At 50.7% G+C, this 20,416-nt stretch carries 21 protein-coding genes; 10 read left to right on the top strand and 11 right to left on the bottom strand.

Annotated features, from left to right (window positions below; genetic code table 11):
• Window positions 1-429 (top strand): hypothetical protein, encoded by a 429-nt coding sequence (locus tag K7X24_RS16700; protein ID WP_127030905.1) that lies wholly within the window; start codon window positions 1-3, stop codon window positions 427-429.
• 89 nt (window positions 430-518) lie between these two features.
• Here K7X24_RS16700 and purC read toward each other — a convergent pair whose 3' ends face one another.
• The 3 genes from purC to dapA form a co-directional block, all read right to left on the bottom strand.
• The gene (gene purC / locus K7X24_RS16695; protein ID WP_010301568.1) at window positions 519-1,232 is read right to left on the bottom strand and encodes a phosphoribosylaminoimidazolesuccinocarboxamide synthase; all 714 of its coding nucleotides are present in this window, start codon (window positions 1,230-1,232) and stop codon (window positions 519-521) included.
• Between the two features lie 143 nt (window positions 1,233-1,375).
• Window positions 1,376-2,413, bottom strand: coding sequence for an outer membrane protein assembly factor BamC (gene bamC, locus K7X24_RS16690; RefSeq protein ID WP_224555960.1), 1,038 nt, complete (start codon window positions 2,411-2,413; stop codon window positions 1,376-1,378).
• Window positions 2,414-2,429: 16 nt separating this feature from the next.
• Entirely contained in the window at window positions 2,430-3,308 is an 879-nt protein-coding gene (gene dapA, locus K7X24_RS16685) for a 4-hydroxy-tetrahydrodipicolinate synthase (protein ID WP_010286511.1), read from the bottom strand.
• A 300-nt stretch (window positions 3,309-3,608) separates the two neighbouring features.
• Here dapA and K7X24_RS16680 point away from each other — a divergent pair, with 300 nt between their 5' ends.
• The 6 genes from K7X24_RS16680 (at window position 3,609) to arsC (ending at window position 8,664) form a co-directional block, all read left to right on the top strand.
• Window positions 3,609-4,160 (top strand): glycine cleavage system transcriptional repressor, encoded by a 552-nt coding sequence (locus tag K7X24_RS16680; protein ID WP_010286503.1) that lies wholly within the window; start codon window positions 3,609-3,611, stop codon window positions 4,158-4,160.
• 75 nt (window positions 4,161-4,235) lie between these two features.
• Complete coding sequence (gene bcp, locus K7X24_RS16675; protein ID WP_039356343.1) at window positions 4,236-4,703, top strand: thioredoxin-dependent thiol peroxidase; 468 nt, start codon at window positions 4,236-4,238, stop codon at window positions 4,701-4,703.
• A gap of 197 nt (window positions 4,704-4,900) precedes the next feature.
• Complete coding sequence (locus K7X24_RS16670) at window positions 4,901-5,998, top strand: AAA family ATPase (protein WP_224555955.1); 1,098 nt, start codon at window positions 4,901-4,903, stop codon at window positions 5,996-5,998.
• A gap of 2 nt (window positions 5,999-6,000) precedes the next feature.
• Window positions 6,001-6,663: a DUF4276 family protein gene (locus K7X24_RS16665; protein ID WP_224556034.1), complete on the top strand. Its 663-nt coding sequence runs from the start codon at window positions 6,001-6,003 to the stop codon at window positions 6,661-6,663.
• Between the two features lie 178 nt (window positions 6,664-6,841).
• Window positions 6,842-8,278, top strand: coding sequence for a tetratricopeptide repeat protein (locus tag K7X24_RS16660; RefSeq protein WP_370529523.1), 1,437 nt, complete (start codon window positions 6,842-6,844; stop codon window positions 8,276-8,278).
• A 14-nt stretch (window positions 8,279-8,292) separates the two neighbouring features.
• A complete protein-coding gene (gene arsC / locus K7X24_RS16655) occupies window positions 8,293-8,664 on the top strand; it encodes an arsenate reductase (glutaredoxin) (RefSeq protein WP_224555954.1) in 372 nt (123 codons plus the stop codon).
• A gap of 17 nt (window positions 8,665-8,681) precedes the next feature.
• Here arsC and hda read toward each other — a convergent pair whose 3' ends face one another.
• The 3 genes from hda to upp form a co-directional block, all read right to left on the bottom strand.
• Window positions 8,682-9,389 carry a DnaA inactivator Hda gene (hda, locus tag K7X24_RS16650; RefSeq protein ID WP_039302852.1) on the bottom strand — a complete coding sequence of 236 codons (708 nt, stop codon included), beginning with the start codon at window positions 9,387-9,389 and terminating at the stop codon, window positions 8,682-8,684.
• Window positions 9,390-9,487: 98 nt separating this feature from the next.
• The gene (uraA, locus tag K7X24_RS16645) at window positions 9,488-10,777 is read right to left on the bottom strand and encodes a uracil permease (RefSeq protein WP_039287998.1); all 1,290 of its coding nucleotides are present in this window, start codon (window positions 10,775-10,777) and stop codon (window positions 9,488-9,490) included.
• A 204-nt stretch (window positions 10,778-10,981) separates the two neighbouring features.
• Window positions 10,982-11,608 carry a uracil phosphoribosyltransferase gene (upp, locus tag K7X24_RS16640; protein WP_010307474.1) on the bottom strand — a complete coding sequence of 209 codons (627 nt, stop codon included), beginning with the start codon at window positions 11,606-11,608 and terminating at the stop codon, window positions 10,982-10,984.
• A gap of 337 nt (window positions 11,609-11,945) precedes the next feature.
• Here upp and purM point away from each other — a divergent pair, with 337 nt between their 5' ends.
• The 3 genes from purM to speG all read left to right on the top strand — a co-directional run bounded on the left by purM (window position 11,946) and on the right by speG (window position 14,455).
• On the top strand, window positions 11,946-12,983 hold the full coding sequence (gene purM, locus K7X24_RS16635) for a phosphoribosylformylglycinamidine cyclo-ligase (RefSeq protein ID WP_010286490.1): 1,038 nt from the start codon (window positions 11,946-11,948) through the stop codon (window positions 12,981-12,983).
• Window positions 12,983-13,621, top strand: coding sequence for a phosphoribosylglycinamide formyltransferase (gene purN, locus K7X24_RS16630; RefSeq protein WP_224555950.1), 639 nt, complete (start codon window positions 12,983-12,985; stop codon window positions 13,619-13,621). The genes purM and purN overlap by 1 nt, the downstream gene beginning before the upstream one ends.
• Before the next feature lie 258 nt (window positions 13,622-13,879).
• Window positions 13,880-14,455, top strand: coding sequence for a spermidine N1-acetyltransferase (speG, locus tag K7X24_RS16625; RefSeq protein WP_224555949.1), 576 nt, complete (start codon window positions 13,880-13,882; stop codon window positions 14,453-14,455).
• Window positions 14,456-14,853: 398 nt separating this feature from the next.
• Here the strand turns inward: speG and K7X24_RS16620 are convergent, their stop codons facing one another.
• The 5 genes from K7X24_RS16620 to K7X24_RS16600 form a co-directional block, all read right to left on the bottom strand.
• Window positions 14,854-15,177: a hypothetical protein gene (locus K7X24_RS16620; RefSeq protein ID WP_224555948.1), complete on the bottom strand. Its 324-nt coding sequence runs from the start codon at window positions 15,175-15,177 to the stop codon at window positions 14,854-14,856.
• Between the two features lie 84 nt (window positions 15,178-15,261).
• Window positions 15,262-16,929 (bottom strand): methyl-accepting chemotaxis protein, encoded by a 1,668-nt coding sequence (locus tag K7X24_RS16615; protein ID WP_224555946.1) that lies wholly within the window; start codon window positions 16,927-16,929, stop codon window positions 15,262-15,264.
• A 445-nt stretch (window positions 16,930-17,374) separates the two neighbouring features.
• Window positions 17,375-18,502: an ABC transporter substrate-binding protein gene (locus K7X24_RS16610; RefSeq protein WP_039493546.1), complete on the bottom strand. Its 1,128-nt coding sequence runs from the start codon at window positions 18,500-18,502 to the stop codon at window positions 17,375-17,377.
• A gap of 118 nt (window positions 18,503-18,620) precedes the next feature.
• Complete coding sequence (locus K7X24_RS16605) at window positions 18,621-19,724, bottom strand: nickel/cobalt transporter (protein WP_224555940.1); 1,104 nt, start codon at window positions 19,722-19,724, stop codon at window positions 18,621-18,623.
• Complete coding sequence (locus tag K7X24_RS16600; RefSeq protein ID WP_411961354.1) at window positions 19,715-20,374, bottom strand: DUF1007 family protein; 660 nt, start codon at window positions 20,372-20,374, stop codon at window positions 19,715-19,717. The genes K7X24_RS16605 and K7X24_RS16600 overlap by 10 nt, the downstream gene beginning before the upstream one ends.
• Window positions 20,375-20,416: the final 42 nt, after the last annotated feature.

Here is a 20,416-nt window from a genome sequence, read left to right as displayed (position 1 = left end):
TTGAAAAAATATTTAAAATGGCTCTTGATTGCGCTGGTTCTTTACACCATAGGTGTTTTCAGTCTGGAAAGTTGGCTTGATAAGAGAATCAGCGACAATCCAGCCTACGAAAAAAGCGACATGGTGGTTTATCGATATTTTACCGATACAGATATCGCAGGCGTGCCAAAAATTTCAGAGCGTTATTATTTTGAATATCATATTGGCGATGGCTACGCACCGATGAATGAAATTATCTTCAGCGATGCCAGTGACCTAGCCCCGTTGCGGGACTATCTTAAAAAACTCGGCTACGAGAAAGAAATCAAACGATTTGGTGATTCCGAAGTGTGGAAAAAGCCTGCGGGGAAAAGCGATACTTTTTATCTGTGGCATATCAAGGATCGCAACGAAGTAAGATTATCCAAAGTGTTTACCCACATATTTTAAACTGGGCCACCTCAGCTTTAGAAGCATTCTCTCACCAATATACGCGGAGCATCATTAGCTCCGCGTATTAAACGTAAACGATTGCGCAGTTAGTCTAATTTTACGCCGATACGGTGCGCAACTTCTTCATACGCTTCAATCAAGCCACCGAGGCTCTGACGGAAACGGTCTTTATCCATTTTGTTCAGCGTTTCTTTATCCCACAGGCGGCTACCGTCTGGTGAAAACTCATCACCCAGCACGACTTCACCTTTGAACAGACCAAACTCCAGCTTGAAATCGACCAGAATCAGTCCAGCGTCGCCAAACAGTTTGCTCAGCACGTCGTTCGCCTTGTAGCTCAGCTCTTTCATGCGAGCCAGATTCTCTTCATTCACCCAGCCGAACGTCTTGCAGTAAGATTCGTTCACCATCGGGTCATGCATCTCATCGTTTTTCAGGAACAGATCGAACAACGGCGGGTTCAGCTCGATGCCTTCTTCGATACCCAGACGTTTTACCAGCGATCCCGCCGCGCGGTTGCGCACGACACACTCGACCGGCACCATCTCCAGCTTTTTCACCAGCACTTCATTGTCAGACAGCAGGCTCACCATTTGGGTTGGGATTCCAGCTTCTTCCAGTTTGCTCATGATGAAATGGTTGAATTTGTTATTCACCATTCCTTTACGGTCAAACTGCTCAATGCGTGCACCGTCTCCTGCTGATGTATCATTGCGGAACTCCAGCACCAGTAGATCGGGATCTTCGGTGGTGTAGACGGTTTTCGCCTTTCCACGATACAGCTCAGCTAGCTTTTGCATCTTTAATTACTCCACACAGTGAGGGTCAACAAGTACGACCCGATATTTAACGCTTCCCCGAACGGTTGCCGATAGCGCCCGTCAATTCGGGTAGAGATTGTTGAATGAAGAAGGGCCGGATAATCCGGCCCTTGGTTTATGCGTTATTTACTGAACGCAGCCTGGAATACGGCCACCAGTGCATCATTCTGAGACTGGGTTAGCGTATGCCCTTTGGAGTCGATAAATTGCAGACTGCTGCGGTTGTCTAAATCGCCGACCTGCAATTTGTAATCACCGTTAGGCAGTTCAGGATTTTTCGCGCCCAGGTCATCCCAGGTTCCGCCGCTTGGCGCACGATACGTCACGGAGACAGAGCCCTGCGGACGGCTGCGATCGTTAATCTTCATGCCGATCTTGTCCAACGCGACAGGCAGACGATCCCATACAACGGTATACGGGCCGCGCACAATCAGCAGTGGCAAGCCAGTGTCATCCGCCCCGCTCTGCACATCCAGCGAACCGATGGTGCGGTTTGCCAGTGCGTTTTCGCGTGCGGTTGCCTGAGAATCCAGACCATTGCTAAGCGCATTCAGCATCAAGCCGGTGTAGCGCTGAGCCTGATCGCCCGCCGTCACCGGCTGACCGTTCAGCTGTAATCCCAGCAGTTTCACGACCAGTGCGACCTGATACCCCTGCTGCTGCACGGAAATCTGATAACGCCCTTGATACGGGACGTCTTCATCTTCACGCGGCCATGAGATCCAGTCGGTCGTCAGCGTTTGGCTGGCATCCTGACGGCTGGCAATGGTAAACGCTTTGTCTTGCAGCACGCGGATAACCTGAGACCAGAGCTTGCTGTTTTGCGCACTGTTTTCTAACAACAGCGTTGCCGTATCTCCTGAGATCTGGGTGCGGGAACCATTCAACAAAGCCAATGGTTGCACAGGAGGGCGAATATCCAGCTCCTTGCCGACCGCACCATTCAGGGTAACTGGCGGTATATCATAATCCCCGTTCTGCACCGGTAAAATCATCCCGGCAGGCGTATTCAGCGCGTGCAGCGCTGGTGCCTTCAGATAGGATTCATCGCCACTGACCTGACGTTTATAGCGCTGATCGCTGGAACAAGCCGCAAGCAACATCACGAGTGATATGCCAACAACTTTCGCCACCATCGACTTTTGTAATGAATAACTCATTAAATCTCCCTAACGATTACAGCAAACCCGCTTGCTTAAGTGCTTGCCCCATCACCGTACGGCCAGAATCAGTCAGCGGTGTCATCGGCAGGCGCAGCGTATCGGTCGCCATGAGTCCCAATTCCTTACAGGCCCACTTCACCGGAATAGGATTGGGTTCAACAAATAATTTCTGATGCAGTGGCATCAGGCGCTGATTTAAACGGCGCGCTTCGACAAAATTGCCCTGCGCCGCCAGCTTGCAAAGTTCCGCCATTTCGCGTGCAGCAATGTTCGCCGTTACGGAAATCACACCGTTACCGCCGAGTTGCATAAAGTCCAGACCGCTAGCGTCATCGCCGCTCAGCAAAATGAAGTCTTCACTAACCAGCTCTTGGATCTGGCTTACCCGACTTAAGTTCCCCGTCGCTTCTTTAATTGCGACAATATTTTTCACTTCGGACAAACGGGCAACGGTTTCCGGCAGCATGTCGCAGCCGGTGCGGGAAGGTACGTTATACAGGATTTGCGGCAGATCGGTATGCTCGGCAATCGCTTTGAAGTGCTGGTACAGACCTTCCTGCGTCGGTTTATTGTAGTACGGTGTGACCGTCAGGCAGCCAACAACACCGGTGCCATGAAAGCGTTTGGTCAGTGAAACGCCTTCAGCGGTAGCATTCGCACCGGTTCCAGCGATGACAGGAATACGTCCGTCGCTCAGTTCCAGCGTCAGCAGCACGACATCGCCATGCTCGTCGTGGCTCAGCGTGGCGGATTCCCCCGTTGTGCCGACAGAGACAATCGCCGATGTACCGCTAGCGACATGATAATCAATCAGTTTTTTCAAGCTCGCCCGATCGACGGCGCCTTTGGCGTCCATCGGCGTAACTAGCGCAACAATACTTCCCGTAAACATTGGCCATCCCCTCCACAAACAAGTGCTTCATGGTACTTTTGACTTCTATGCAAAAGCAAGCAGACAAGGGCGTTGTAGGTGCCTGACGCAGGTTTTTTTATGACGCAGTAAACGAAATTAAAAATGCTTCTGATGTTTTGGGGAAATAGGCTGGCAAGGATAGCTAAAATTGCTCCAGTTTTTTATGGCGGGCTATCCCTGTCCACCACCCTTCGGGCCGCCGCAAGCGGCGTTAAAAATTGCTCCAGGCAATTTTTTATGTTTACCATGTGATTAATGGGAAAAAAGACAGGAAGCACGATGTTGCCAAGCTCACAAGAACACTATCTGGTTATTACCGCGCTGGGGGTTGATCGCCCCGGTATTGTCAATGCGATTACCCGCCACGTCAGTAGCTGTGGCTGCAACATCGAAGATAGCCGTCTTGCTATGCTGGGCAAAGAGTTCACTTTCATTATGCTGCTGTCCGGCAGTTGGAACGCGATAACGCTGATTGAATCGACCCTGCCGCTGAAAGGCGCAGAGATGGATTTGCTGATCGTGATGAAACGAACGGAGTCACAGGCCAGCCAGCCGACGCCCTCAACTGTCTGGGTGAAGGTTGACGTTGCCGACTCCCCTCACATCATCGAGCGTTTTACCGATTTGTTCGATTCTCACCAGTTAAACATTGCTGAGCTGGTTTCAAAAACCCAGCCCGCAGAAGGTGACAAGCCGCCGCAGCTGTATATTCAGATTGCCGCACACAGTTCGGCCACGCTTGATAGCTCAATTATTGAGCCAGCCTTTCATCAGCTATGTACAGAATTGCACGCACAAGGCAGTATTAGCGTCGTTAACTATGCCCAATAGCATAACGTTGCCATTATTATTGCAAATAGCATGGGTATATCCACAGCATGAAGAGAAACAAGACGGAGAGTCGTGATGAACACACTGAAAGCCGGTGATATTGCACCGAAATTTAGCTTGCCCGACCAAGATGGCGAACAAGTAAATTTAACCGACTTCCAGGGACAGAAAGTGTTGGTGTATTTCTACCCTAAAGCGATGACGCCAGGATGCACCGTTCAGGCTTGCGGCCTGCGCGATAATATGGACGATTTGAAAAAACATGGCGTTGAAGTTCTCGGTATTAGCACGGACAAATCAGAAAAACTGTCCCGCTTTGTCGAGAAAGAAGTCTTAAATTTCACGCTGCTTTCTGATGAGGATCATCAGGTTTCAGAAGGATTTGGTGTTTGGGGAGAAAAAACCTTCATGGGGAAAACCTATGACGGTATTCATCGCATCAGCTTCCTGATCGATGAAAACGGCAAGGTGGAGAAGGTGTTTGACGACTTCAAAACCAGCAACCACCACGACATCGTTCTCGATTATCTGAAAAGCGCCTGATTCACCGCTTTCAGATTTTCCACCGGCACCGTCATACGTGCCGGTTTTTCCTGATTCTGGGAAAAGACTCACAATAGTTCGTTAAACGGATTCGCAATACAAGACCTCACCTCTTCTTTCTGCTATATCACGTAGACCAACATGCAACGTCATCGTGAAATGCGAGTAACTCAGTCACATAAGGCAACAACACCATCATGAAAACGGTAATCAAAAGCGATCATCTAAGCCGCATAGTGATTGAAGGATATAAATCCATTGCCGCCTGTGATGTGGAAATTCGCACGTTAAACATTTTGATCGGCGCAAATGGCGCAGGAAAATCCAACTTTATTGGATTTTTTCGTCTGATAACGAATTTGCTAGCTCAGCGACTGCAACTTTTTGTTGGCAAAAACGGGGGACCAGATGCCCTGCTTCACTTTGGCCGTAAAAAAAGTCCTTATCTGGCAGGAGAAATATTCTTTACAGAAACAAACTATCATTTTTCTCTGGAACCCACGAACGATAATCGGATGATGTTTCAATACGAAGATATATTAGCTAAAGCGGGAACCGTAGCAACGCGTGGACATTTTGAATCGCAGCATAAAATATATCGTACCAATGATGGTACAAATAAATTTGATGACGTTCTTCCTCTGCTAGAGGCATTGAAGGTTTATCATTTAAATGACACAAGTGACAGTGCAAAAATAAAACAAATTCATCGCATTAATGATAATGATTATTTACGAGAAGACGGTGCAAATCTGGCAGCATTTCTATTCCGCTTACAAAAAAACCATACCGAACATTATCAGCGCATTGTTAAAACCATTCAGATGGTTGCCCCTTTCTTTGGCGATTTTTATCTCCGTCCAACACCGGATAATCAGGAAAGCATTCAGCTCGAATGGGTTGAAAAAGATCAGGATATTCCTTTTAAAGCGCATGACCTGTCCGATGGCACACTGCGCTTTGTTATGCTAGCGACGTTGCTTCTACAGCCAGAATCCTATATGCCCAGCGCCATTATCATTGATGAGCCAGAACTAGGCCTGCACCCCTATGCCATCAGCGTACTCGCCGCACTCATCAGAAGTGCCAGCAAACAGCATCAACTCATTGTTTCAACACAATCCGTAGAGCTGGTTAACGAATTTGAAGCCGAAGATTTGATCGTCGTGGATAAGCATCTTGGCGCATCCACATTTAAACGTTTGGATCAGAACACACTGCAAGACTGGCTGGAAGATTACAGCTTAGGGGAACTGTGGAAGAAAAATATACTCGGCGGGAGGCCGCAGCGATAATCATGACGAGGATTAATATTTTTGTTGAAGGACAAACGGAAGAAACATTTGTTCGCGATACATTGGCCCCTTATTTTGTGCGACAAGGTATTTACCTTAATGCGATTCTGGCACAAACCAGCCGGGGACATAAAGGTGGAATTGTCAGCTATGGGAAAGTGAAACATCAAATTACCCAACTTTGTCAGCAAGATAAGAAAGCCTGGGTGACAACATTAATTGATTATTATGGTTTACCAACTGATTTCCCTTTGCTTACACAGGGAAAATCAACTAACGGCGATATTTACTCATGGATTTCGAATTTAGAAAATGCCTTTCATGATGATGTCGCTCAACCTAATTTTATCGCCAATTTTTTATTGCATGAATTTGAAGCGTTGCTATTTTGCGAACCAGAAAAATTCGCAGACTGGCTTGAGGACAAAAGACGGGTAACAGAACTTAACAATATTAAACTCACTTTTGATTCTCCTGAATGCATTAACAATAGTCCACAAACGGCTCCGTCAAAACGTATTCTTGCGGCAATACCAGAATATCAAAAGACACTACATGGGCCACTGATTGCTGCTGATATCGGGTTGGATACGATACGTCGGCAATGTCCTCACTTTGAAGGCTGGCTACAGCGTCTGGAAGCATTGAAACCGCTTCAGTCCTGATGAATTTATCTCTGTAAGATGAAATTTCTTCCATGCTGATTTCCACCTTCACCACGTTTTTCCCGCTCGGGCATTTCTTTGTCTGCCATCGCTGGCTAAGATAGTCAGCAGAATGCTTTCACGTTAGCTGTTGATAAGGTTATCTTCCGTTATGTCTATTCGGTTAAGAAAAACGGTCATGTCCGTCCTGTTTGGGACATTACTGGCTGGCAACCTGCTTCCTGCTCAGGCCGACACGCAGGATCGGCTGCCGGATATCGGCACCACCGCAGGCGGTACGCTCAGTATCAATCAGGAACTGGCGATGGGCGATTTTTACGTCCGCCAGCTGCGGGCCGGTGCGCCGCTTATCAACGATCCGCTGTTATCCAATTATATTAATCAGCTCGGCAACAGATTGGTCAAACAGGCTGATTCGGTGCGTACGCCGTTCCATTTTTACCTGATCCGCAATGACGACATCAATGCCTTCGCCTTCTTCGGCGGCAACGTGGTGCTGCATTCCGCGCTGTTCCGCTATGCCGACAGCGAAAGCGAGTTGGCCTCGGTGCTAGCGCATGAAATCTCTCACGTTACCCAGCGCCATCTGGCGCGCAGCATGGAATCGCAGCAGCGTAGCGCCCCGCTTACCTGGGTCGGCGCGCTCGGTTCTATTCTGCTGGCAATGGCCAACCCGCAGTTGGGGATGGCGGCGCTCAGCGGCACGCTGGCGGGTGCGCAGCAGGGCATGATTACGTTCACGCAGTCGAATGAACAAGAAGCAGATCGCATCGGTATTCAGGTGTTGCAGCGCGCAGGCTTTGATCCACAGGCCATGCCGAATTTCCTGCAAAAGCTGGCCGATCAATCACGCTATGCGTCCAGACCGCCAGAAATGTTGCTGACTCACCCCTTGCCGGAAAGTCGCCTGTCCGATGCACGCAACCGCGCCAACCAGATGCGTTCAACGCCGGTACAATCCTCTCAGGATTTCTTGTTCGCCAAAATACGCACCTTTGGTATGTATGGCTCACCGGAGCGTCCGCTGAGCGACGATCTGCTGGTGCAATGGGAAAAGGGTAACGTACGAGAGCAGTTAGCCGCGAAGTATGGCCGCGCGATCCAGCTTTATCAGGCGAAGAAGTACGATGAAGCACGTAATGTGCTGCAACCGCTGCTAAGCAGCGCGCCTGAAAATCCGTGGTTTCTGGATATGATGACGGACATCGATTTGGGACAAAGCCGCGCGACGCAGGCTATCGCCCGCTTACAAAACGTGCCTGGAATGCAGGCGAATCCGGTACTTCAGCTTAATCTGGCGAATGCCTATGTGGAAGGGAAACAACCTGCTGCTGCCAGCAAAATACTGTATCGCTATACCTACGCACACCCTGATGATTCGAACGGCTGGGATCTGCTGGCACAAGCCGCTGCTGCACAAGGACAGCGGGCAGAAGAACTGGCCGCACGAGCGGAGAGTCTGGCACTCAGCGGCCAGCTCGATCAATCTATTCGGTTACTGAGCAACGCAAGTTCACTGGTCAAATTGGGGAGTCTGGAACAGGCGCGTTACGATGCCCGTATCGACCAGCTCCGCCAGTTGCAGCAGCGCTTCCGCCAGTACCAAAAATCCTGATAAGGAGCATGACGATGACACCGTCTCCAATCAAAACATCCGTGACGATTTACCACAACCCGCGCTGCTCCAAGAGCCGTGAAACGCTGGCGCTGTTACAAGAACACAATATTACGCCTGACGTCGTGCTCTATCTCGACACGCCGCCCGATGCCGCGACACTGTCTCAGTTGGTCAAACAGTTGGGCTTTACTAGCGCACGCGAATTGATGAGAACCAAAGAAGAAATTTATCAGCAGTTGGGGCTGTCAGATGCCGCACTAACGGAAGCGCAGCTGATTCAGGCGATGATCGACAATCCGAAGCTCATCGAGCGCCCCATCGTCGTGGCACAAGGTCAGGCACGTATCGGCCGTCCGCCAGAGCAGGTGCTGGAAATACTGTAGCCGGAAGCGATCGTCAATTACAGTCCGAGGATCTCTTTCACAAAAGGAATGGTCAGCTTACGCTGGGCAGTTATGGAAGCGTGGTCAAGCTGATCGAGCGTCATAAATAACGTGCGCATTTCGCGATCCAGGCGCTTAAGCAGAAAACGGCTGACGTCTTCCGGCAATTCGAACCCGCGCAGTCTGGCACGCAGCTGTAGTGCTTCCCCTTTTTCGTCATCCGACAGCGGCTGTAGCTTGTAGATTTGTCCCCAATCGAGACGAGAAGCCAGATCGGGCAGACGTAAATTCAGCTGACGCGGCGGACGATCGCCGGTAATCAACAGCCGGGCACGCCCTGTTTCCTGAACGCGGTTATACAGATTAAACACCGCCATTTCCCACTCTTCATCGCCCGCGATAGATTCGATGTTATCGATGCACACCAGCGCCAGTTGCTCCATCCCTTCCAGCACATCCGGCACAAAGTAGGCACGTTTATCCAGCGGCACATAGCCCACCGCACGCTCCTGACGCGACAATTCGGCGCAGGCAGCATGCAGCAGATGGCTGCGCCCGCCCCCTTCGCGTGACCAGAAATAGATATAGCTACCATGCTCTTGATACAAAGCATTATTGACGGCGGCAAGAAGAGACGCGTTTTCACCCGGATAGAAACTGGCAAATGTTTCGTCATCGGGTAAGTAGAGTGGCAATGAAAGCTGTGCCGGCGTGTTCAGAATCACCTCAAGCAAAACGGGCAGGAAACGGATCGAGTTTATCACAGAAACCGAGCCCTGTTGAGGACGCGATACTCACGGCCTCAACAGGGGGAATGATGCGGCTATGAACGCGCGTCGTTCTCTTCCGGCGCATCGAGGATCTCTTCCTCTTTGCGGAACAGGCTGATGACCTTAAACACCAGACTCATGCCGATACCGACAACTGTCGCCAGCGCCATGCCTTTCAGTTCGGTCGAGCCCAGATGCACTTTCGCACCACTGACGCCGATGATCAGAATCACGGAGGTCAGGATCAGGTTTTGTGCTTTGTTGTAATCCACTTTGGATTCAATCAGCACGCGAATACCGGACGCACCAATTACGCCGTACAGCAGCAGCGACACGCCGCCCATGACCGGAACCGGTACAGCCTGAATCGCCGCGGCCAGTTTGCCCACGCAGGAGAGCAGAATCGCGAGGATCGCCGCACCGCCGATGACCCAGGTGCTGTACACTTTGGTAATCGCCAGCACGCCGATATTTTCGCCGTAGGTCGTGTTCGGCGTAGAACCAAAGAAGCCGGACAGCACGGTAGAAATCCCGTTGGCGAACATGGAGCGGTGCAGCCCCGGCTCACGCATCAGGTCTTTCTTCACGATATTCGCCGTTACCACCAGATGGCCGACGTGTTCCGCAATCACCACCAGCGCCGCAGGCAGAATCGCCAGAATGGCAAACCACTCAAAGCGTGGCGTATAGAATGTTGGCATCGCAAACCAGTGCGCTTCACGAATCGGGGTCAAATCGACCACACCCAGCGCGAACGACAGCGCATAGCCAGCGAGTACCCCAATCAGAATCGGGATAATCGCCAGGAAGCCGCGAAACAGCACCGAACCCAGAATGGTGATCGCCAGCGTCGCCAGTGAAATCGTCACCGCAGTGGAATCGACAGAAGCGCCATCGGCAGGCAGCAACCCGGCCATTCCTGCCGCGACACCCGCCAGTTCAAGGCCGATAACGGCGACAATCGCCCCCATCGCCGCAGGCGGGAACAGCACATTCAGCCAGCCGGTACCCGCTTTCTTAACAATCAGCGCCACCAGACAGAACAACACGCCGCACATAATAAAACCACCCAGAGCGACTTCATACCCCAGCGGCAACAGCAGTAAAACTGGGGAAATAAACGCGAAGCTCGATCCTAAATACGCTGGGATTTTGCCCTTACATATGAATAAATAAAGCAGCGTCCCCACACCGTTGAATAACAGTACGGTGGCTGGATTGATCTTGAACAGAATGGGTACCAGAACGGTAGCGCCAAACATCGCAAACAGATGCTGGAAACTCAACGGGATGGTTTGTAACAAGGGTGGTCGTTCACTTACCCCGATGGCGCGACGAGTCATCTTCAATATCCTCTGTAGTGTTGCTATTTATGTGTCTTCTTATGGCAGCCAGACTTATCCCGCCCCACAGCGGTGATGAAGCAAGAAAAGGTTGACTGCTGATGTAATAAAGCACCGCATGTGACGAAACACAGGCTCTGGCGCACCATAGGAAATACTGAGGTTTACGCCAAAAAAAAGCCGACTATCAAGTCGGCTTACCTGTTATTTCGTACCAAATATTTTATCGCCCGCATCACCGAGGCCCGGCATGATGTAACCCTGCTCGTTGAGGCCTTTATCGATGGATGCCGTGTAAAGCTCGACATCGGGGTGGGCTTTTTCCAGTGCGGCAATCCCTTCTGGCGCCGCGACCAACACCAGTACCTTAATGCTGTGACAACCCGCTTTTTTCAGCAGGTCGATCGTCGCGATCATTGAGCCACCGGTTGCCAGCATGGGGTCAACCACCAGCGCCATGCGCTCTTCGATATTGGAAACCAGCTTCTGGAAATAAGGAACAGGCTCCAGCGTCTCTTCATCACGGTAGATGCCGACAACGCTGATACGCGCGCTAGGCACATTTTCCAGCACGCCGTCCATCATCCCCAATCCTGCACGCAGAATCGGTACGACGGTAATTTTCTTGCCTTTGATCTGATCGACTTCAACCGGACCGCACCAGCCATCAATGGTGACTTTTTCGGTTGCCAGGTCAGCCGTCGCTTCGTAAGTCAGCAAACTTCCCACTTCGGAAGCCAGCTCACGAAAACGCTTCGTACTAATATCGTTCTCACGCATCAAACCTAGTTTGTGTTTGACGAGTGGGTGTTTCACCTCGACGATCTTCATCATTATCTCCCCATCGGCTAGTGGACGGACAAAAACGCCAAACGCGTTTTTAAACACCGCTTGCGGCGGCCCGCAGGGCGGCGGGCATGAGAGCCCGTCGTAAAAAAAATCGCGGGATTATACCGCCTTTTTTACTTAGCGCCATATGATTAAGCCTGATCCAGATCAACCGAGGAGAGAAATTGTCGCCATTGACGAAAAATAGCCAGCCGATGACTCATCACTCGCAAACGATTGCCTACACTGTTAGAATTAGCGCGCATTATTTTTACCACAGTATGTTTTCTAAATACCGTGTTTTCTGAATACGACCCGTAACCTTCGTGGGGACTCAGCAGTGACCGACAAAACCTCTCTCAGCTATAAAGACGCAGGCGTGGATATCGATGCGGGTAATGCATTGGTAGACCGTATCAAAGGTGTAGTGAAACAGACCCGTCGCCCGGAAGTTATGGGTGGATTGGGTGGTTTCGGTGCCTTGTGCGCCTTACCGCAAAAATACCGCGAACCGATTCTGGTTTCCGGCACTGACGGAGTCGGCACCAAACTGCGCCTGGCGATGGACCTGAAACGCCACGATACCATTGGTATCGATCTGGTTGCGATGTGCGTGAACGATCTGGTCGTTCAGGGCGCTGAGCCGCTGTTCTTCCTCGACTACTACGCCACGGGCAAGCTGGATGTCGACACCGCTGCCAGCGTAATTACCGGTATCGCGGAAGGCTGTAAGCAATCAGGCTGTGCGCTGGTCGGTGGCGAAACCGCCGAAATGCCGGGCATGTATCACGGCGAAGACTACGACGTTGCTGGCTTCTGCGTCGGTGTGGTAGAAAAATCAGAAATTATTGACGGCAGTAAAGTTCAGAACGGCGATGTTCTGGTTGCCCTCGCTTCTAGCGGCCCGCACTCAAACGGCTATTCGCTGGTGCGCAAAGTGCTTGAAGTCAGCAAGACCGATCCAGAGCAGTTCGAGCTGGAAGGCAAATCGCTGGCCGACCACCTGCTGGCCCCGACCAAAATCTACGTGAAGTCCATACTTTCCCTGATTGAGAAAGTCGATGTCCACGCAATTTCTCACCTGACCGGCGGCGGCTTCTGGGAAAATATCCCGCGCGTGCTGCCAGAAGGCATGCAGGCGACGATCGACGAATCCAGCTGGCAATGGCCTGCTGTTTTCAACTGGCTGCAACAGGCCGGTAATGTCAGCCGCCACGAAATGTATCGTACTTTCAACTGCGGTGTTGGTATGATCATCGCACTGCCAGCCGAACAGGCAGACGAGGCCGTTGCATTACTCAACAGCAGCGGCGAAAACGCATGGAAAATCGGCGTCATTACTCAAACCGATGCCGGAGACGCAGTGGTTATTAACTGATGAAAAACATCGTTGTGCTGATTTCAGGTCATGGAAGCAACTTACAGGCGTTAATCGACGCCTGTAAGAACGGACGCCTTAAAGGAAAGATCGTCGCCGTATTCAGTAATAATGCGGAAGCTTACGGGCTAGAACGCGCACAGAACGCGAATATTCCTACGTGCGTCCTGAACCCTGAAGACTTTGCCGACCGTGCTGCATTTGATGCCGCACTGGCAAACGAAATTGAGCAATATGAACCCGCGCTGGTGATCTTAGCAGGTTACATGCGGATTCTTAGCCCAGAATTTGTTGCCCAGTTTGCCGGCAAAATGCTGAACATTCACCCTTCTCTGCTGCCCAAATATCCCGGCCTGCACACGCACCGCAAGGCGCTGGAAAATGGCGATCGGGAGCATGGGACATCCGTTCATTTTGTCACCGATGAACTGGACGGCGGCCCACTGGTTCTGCAAGCGAAAGTGCCTGTGTTCAGTGACGACACGGAAGAGAGCCTGAGTGAGCGTGTTAAAACGCACGAACACACGATTTATCCGATGGTCATCAACTGGTTCCTGAACGGCAGACTGGTGATGCGTGATAATGAAGCCTGGCTGGACAGCGTGCGTATTCCCCCACAAGGTTATGCCGCCGAGTAATACTGTTAGTTCGTCATAATAGTAAGGCTCTCCCGTGGAGCCTTACTGCTCATTCCTTATTCACTTGCTTCTTACTTTCGACACCTACTCGCAAATCATCACCATTTATTTTCTCCCTCTTTACGCTTTAAATATTCGCCATTTCTCATTGAATATGAGACACAGAACGCTTCGCTGTTATACTAACGTTGGCATATTCATGCCTGCGTGATCTCGGCGATGCCGTTTCACGTCTCTCTTATCAATTAAGGATTCACTATGTCCGGTACGAGCAGTTCCGTTCGGCTACGACCGCTGGAGCGAGACGATCTCACTTTTGTGCATCAATTGGATAACAACGCCAGTGTGATGCGTTATTGGTTTGAAGAGCCCTACGAGGCCTTTGTCGAACTCAGCGATTTGTACGACAAGCATATTCATGACCAGAGCGAACGGCGCTTCATTATTGAACACGAGCAAACCAAGGTAGGTCTGGTTGAGCTGGTGGAAATTAACCATATCCATCGGCGCGCGGAGTTTCAGATTATTATCGATCCCGCCTATCAAGGCCAAGGCTACGCCAGCGCGGCGGCCAAGCTGGCGATGGATTACGGTTTTTCAGTATTGAATCTCTACAAGCTGTATTTAATTGTGGATAAAGAAAACAAGAAAGCGATCCACATCTACAGCAAACTAGGGTTTGAGGTAGAAGGCAAACTGATTCACGAATTTTTCGTCAACGGCGAATACCGCAATGCAATCCGTATGTGCATTTTCCAGCATCAATATCTAGCAAAACACAAAACAGTGACGGGAACCGGTGGCGAAACACCAGGAAGCGCTATCAGTCAATAAATTCACCAACCAATAAGCTTGGTCCGTTAATCATCTCTACATGCAAGCAGGCCGTATTTCCCCAGCCTGCTGTTGCTGACAAAGTACGTTGAGCGATTAATAGACTATCGTAAAAATGCTATAAGTACCTCCCTGTAAGCCTGAGCTGGGCTTTACCACAAAACAGCCCCAGTGCAGGCATCATCTCCCACACACCATTTACCTGTTAGAAGATTTGCACCACAACGCAAAAGGCTACCGATATCCAACACGCTCGCTTTGGGTGCTTCTTCCCCACTCCATTAGCTGCACCTTACAAGTAATAGCAGAAGAACTGGCCAGAGAGTGTGGAAAGAAGGATGCATCTCAGTAATTCAGTCAGGCCAAAACGACCTGACTGATAGGATAATTACTCCCAATTAGTGTAAGCGTTCAGAACCGAGCATATCGCGCATATTCGTCAGCATGTTCTCAAACAGACGCAATGCCAAACCCACGCTGTTTACGTTGTAGTAGAGCGCCGCGTCATAATGCTTCAGATAATGTTCAAACTCTGGTTTATCGAGCAGTTTATAAATTGCAGTAAATCGCAAAATAAGGTGACTGCAATTATTGAGATAGAGATCAAGCGTGCGGTAATCGCTTTTCATTAGCTGAGTAAGCAACGCGGTCATATGCTCGAATTCCGTCAGTAACGACGCATAATCCCCCAGATTTTCCGCACTGTGCTCAGTCGATTCCATACCGTATCTCCCTTGGCTTTCGCCACTGGTCAATCGAGCCTATGGCCGCATGCCGCTTCACTGCGCAGCACGCGGCGCGATAGGTTAGAAACGCTGCCAGTCCGCTTCATCCTGAGCAACGGCACTTTTCTTCCTCACGGGAGCAAGACGCGGCGCGGATATTCCAGGTAGCGCGGATGCAGAAGCGGAAGCCAGCGCCAGAGGAGTAACCTGTCCCACAATGAACTGCCCCACCAGTTGGCTCAGCGTACTTGCCTGTTCCTGCAACGACTGCGACGCCGCAGACGCCTCTTCCACCAATGAGGCATTTTGCTGAGTCACATCATCCATCTGGTTAACGGCCTGATGCACCTGGCTGATACCCTGGCTTTGTTCCTCAGTCGCCGCCGCGATTTCATTGACTAAATCCGTCACCTGCTGGATCGCATCCTTCATCGCCGACATGTTTTTCCCTACATCGCTGGCTTGATCAACGCCCGCCGACACCAGCGAGTTTGAGGCATCAATCAAATCCTTGATTTCACGCGCCGCCGTAGACGACCGCTGTGCCAGCGTGCGCACCTCTCCCGCGACCACCGCAAAACCACGCCCCTGCTCACCGGCACGAGCGGCTTCTACTGCCGCATTCAAGGCAAGGATATTGGTCTGAAACGCGATACCTTCGATGAGCGCAATGATCTCGGTGATCTTGCCTGAGCTGGTGCGAATGTGTTCCATCGTATTCAGCATCGTGTTGACGGAATCGGCACTATTGATGGAAATCTTGCTGGCATTGCCTGCCAGCAGACTCGCCTGTTGCGTGTTCTCCGCGTTCTGGCGCACTGTCTCACTGATTTCCGTCATACTGGCCGCCGTTTGTTCCAGCGAAGCAGCCTGTTCCTCGGTGCGGGATGACAGATCTTCATTCCCCACCGCAATTTGCGTCGCCGCGCTGCTCACCGACTGCGATGAAGCACTCACCGAAGCCAGCGCAGAGGATACCCGCTGCATCAAGCTGTTAAAGGCACGGGCGGTATTTCCCACTTCATCCTTACGTCGATCGTCCGCTTGAATCGTCAGGTCGAGATGAGTACTCACGATTTCCATCGTTTGACTCATGTTATTCAAACTTTTTCTAATGCCCAGAATGGTTCTCACCGCAAAAAAGCCGCTCAACAATACGATCAGTAACGTACCGGACAACAGGCCAACCCACGTTTGTTCATAGATCTGTTCATTCACCTGACGTAGATCGTCGCCCATTTTAACATTCAGATCGAATTGCTTACGGTAATTGGCGAGTAGATCACGAACGATCTTTCCCGGACCGTCCATTCCCTGAAGCAGGCCGAGTGCGACGTCATTCTGATTCGCCTTTGATGCGTTAAGAAAAACAGGTAGCGACGTCTGTAATTTTTTGGTCAGGTCCATCGCTGTATGGGTCAGTTGGCGATCCTCCTCGCTGGAGGCATCATTGATCAGGTAATACTCATTAAGCGCCTTTATTTCCTCGATGGTTCTATTAATATCCTGCTCGATCGCGGGCAGCTTGCGATCGTCATCCGTGGTCTGATGACGGTACAAAAAAAGCACCAGCGAATTGCTTTTATCTACTAAGTTGTTCAAATCTTTAATGCTTGGAATCGCATTATCCTGAACATATTCGAAACGAGATTGGAACCCTGATAACAACGATAAAGTGACAATAACCAATGAAATAAGCGCCAGCGACATTAGCGAAAACGTCAACAGCAGGCGTTGCGTGATATTCATAACCGCTCCATTTTTTGAATTTTTATACCGTATTTTTTTCCTGATTCCGGTATGCCGAATAACCTGTATTTCCCTCCCTACGTGACGTTTTGCATAAAAATCAGACATACCTTTACCACGTTCAATTATCGCCACAGAAGCGGACACCTTGATAGCATTGATCATTAAAATCACTTAATAATCTCAAAACAATAGTCAAGATCTATCAAAGTAAGATAATCGATCGTCATAAACATCTAACGATCCTGTAATGAGGTTGTAGGAAGGGAAACGTTTGCTTTATTTTCCGGCAGGGCAAAGAATACGGTGAAATAAACATCGCCAATGCTGCTGTTGATAGACGATAGAATCAGCGAAAAAAGCACAAAAAAAAGCACTGACCGATGAGGTTCAGTGCTTTTCTATATCTGGTTTACTGCATTATCTGGTTTACTGTCTGGCAGAATTATTTCTTCGCTGGCAGCGTAACCCAATAACCTGGCTGATAAGGCAGCGGCAGGAACTTCTCATGGAAGGTACGGAACGTTGCATCAGGATCGATATCCTTAAACAGTTCTGGGTGCATCCATTTTGCTAATACCTGAATCGCCACAAACTGATACGGGCTGTCATAGAACTGATGCCAGATGGCATGCGCGTTGCCATCGGTTGCTACCGGCAAGGTTTTGAATGCTGAGCGTTCCATCAGTTTTTGCAAGCGTTGCAGCGCTTCCTTCTGATCGGCTCCCGGTCCAACACCAACCCAGCCATTCGCCGTGTTGTAGTTTTTCCAGTTAGCCCCAGTCACCACCACCACATCCGGGCGAGAGCTGATAATTTGTTCAGGGTTCAGCGTACCAAACGTGCCGGGGATGATGTTTTTGGCAATGTTGTCACCGCCAGCGGCCTCAACCATGCGGCCAAAGTTCTCATCACCAAATGACATGCAGCACTCTTCGTCATAGCCGCCTGCACGGTCAATCATCACTTTCGGACGTGGGCCCTGATAGTTCTTCAACCGATCGGTGACAAGCTCAATCTGCTCACGACGGAACTTAATAATCTCTTCCGCACGCTGTGGTTTGCCAACCAGTTGGCCCATGATGTGAATGCTTTTTTCTGCGTTCTCAAACGGCTTCTCGCGGAAATCGATGAACACAACCGGAATACCCAGCGAACTGAGCTTCTCAATCAACTTGCCTTCATCCGTCGCCGCTTTTGATTCCAGATTCATCAGTACCAAATCCGGCTTCAGCGTCAATGCCTGCTCGACGTTGAAAGTGCCGTCTTTCGCTCCGCCAAAGGTCGGCAGCTTTTTGATTTCCGGGTATTGCTTTTCGTAAGCCAGATAGCCGTCGTAATCGGCTTTCGGCAAATCGTCACGCCAGCCAACGACGCGCTGGAACGGTGCCTCGGTATCAAAGGCAGCCAGCAGATAAATCTGTCGACCTTCCCCTAAGATAATCCGCTTCACTTCGGATTTGATTTCTACCTTCCTGCCACTAACGTCTTCAATAACAATCGGGTTAGCGCTGGCGATAACGCTAGCACTCAGCCCCAACAGAGCAACGACTGAAAACAGCCATTTCTTCATTATTATTCCCTTCTGCGATTATGGTTATAAATGATAATAGTTATCATTATTGAAATAATATCCTGCCGTGATTAACAGAAGCAATGGGTTTTTAACGCAGCGTTAATAAAAGGTAAAATTAACCGGAGAATGGCCGAATGCCGCCCATCATCGCGGGCTGTGCACTGAGGTAAAGCAGGACGCCAGAGCCAACTAAAATCAGCCCGCCGGCAAAAGCTAGAAGAGAAAAAGCCGCACGTTGCCACACGGGCGAGGCACGGTTTGCGCCTAAGCGCTCAACCACGCGACGGCAGTAAAAAACCAACACGGCCAGTGCCGAGATCGTGATTGCCGTTCCGGCAGCCATCACCAGCGCAGAGGCCACGCCCCACCAATACACGCCAATCACTTTAGAGAAAAGCAGCACCAGAATAGCGCCTGAGCACGGGCGCATCCCCATCGCCAGCACAATCATCAGACGCGTACGCCAGCTGCTATCGCGCTCAAGTTCCTCATTGCTCGGCAGATGGCGGTGCCCGCAGCCACAGTCGGCATCGTGCTGATGAGGAGAAGAGGAAAGCACAGGCATCGGACGAAGTACCCTACGTGTATCGGTCGGTACGTTGAGCTGGGCTGCATTCAAAGAATCTACGTGCAAAGGCGTCACGCGCAAAATCGTCGCGGGCTTAGGCTGCCAAACAAGGGCGATATACAGCTGTTTCAACGCGCGGAAACAGAGCAGTAGCCCCAGCCCCGCAACGAGCACGAAGCTCCCCTTTTCCATCCAGAAACTGCTGTTATGCAACGTTCGACTCGACAGTTGCAAAATCCCTAATACCACGGTCACCAGCGCGACTGCCATCAGCCCCTGAACCAACGAGGCGGCAAGCGTCAACTTCAGGCTGCTTTTCAGCTTCGACGGGTGCGTCGCCAGATAGGTCATGATGACAACTTTACCGTGCCCCGGCCCGACGGCATGAAGCACGCCATAGACCAGACTGAACATCATCAGACTCAGCCCCGCCTGATGCGGCTGCTGTTCCACCATCTGCAACAGGTGCGACATCTGCTGATGCAGCGATTTCTGCCAGATCGCGCTTTGCAGCACGATTTGCGGCCAGTATCCGACGATGTAATGCAACGCCGAGGCCAGCAATACCAAAAACAGCCACAGCGGCCACAGATCGCGCAATCGGCTCAACAACGGGCGCTGACGCGGCAGCGAGCCTAGGTTCACTGACATTGCAACGTCACCCGCTGTGCAAACTGTTTCCCCAGCTCCATGTCTTCATCCGGCGCATCGTTCTTATCCAGCGACAGCGCATAGGATTGCAGTTCAGCGTTAGGTTCCGGCGTGACGAGCGAGGTTTTACAACGTGAAGCTAGCGCAGGTGCGAGCGTAACGGCCTTGTCATTCTGGTAGGACATATCGACAAAGTAGGTAGGATCGTAAGTAGAAATCAGCAAAGGCTTGCCCGCCAGTGGCTGTGGATGCGCCAGCGGCAGCACAAACTCCAGTACTGCCTGATTGCCTTTGCGGGAAAGATGATACTCCGTTGGCATCGGTGCATATTTCACGGGCTGACCATCACGATAAATATCGGTGAAATAGTGCTGCCCTAACACATTTGCCATCACTTCCGCCGCCAGCTTTTTCCAGACTTCAGAGTCCTTCTTCGCTTTCCCTGCGTCATATAACAGGTCGGCAGACGTGATGGGATCCATCGTCCACAGCATACGTAAACCGGTGATGTTGTCGTTCTTGCTCTCAACTGTCGTCTGCATATCAATAAAACTGTGTGGGTGAGCGAAAACGGGCTGGCCGAATGCCAAACCTGGCATCAGCAACGTTATCCGTCCGCACCACCGTTTCAAAGCGTTATAATGTAACATTATTTTTACCACACTACGTTATCTTGACAGTACACGCCATTT

Origin of the sequence: Pectobacterium versatile, from assembly GCF_020166435.1 — a bacterium.
GTDB classification, from domain to species: Bacteria; Pseudomonadota; Gammaproteobacteria; order Enterobacterales; family Enterobacteriaceae; genus Pectobacterium; species Pectobacterium versatile.
This window is presented reverse-complemented; position numbering and strand designations above follow the sequence as displayed.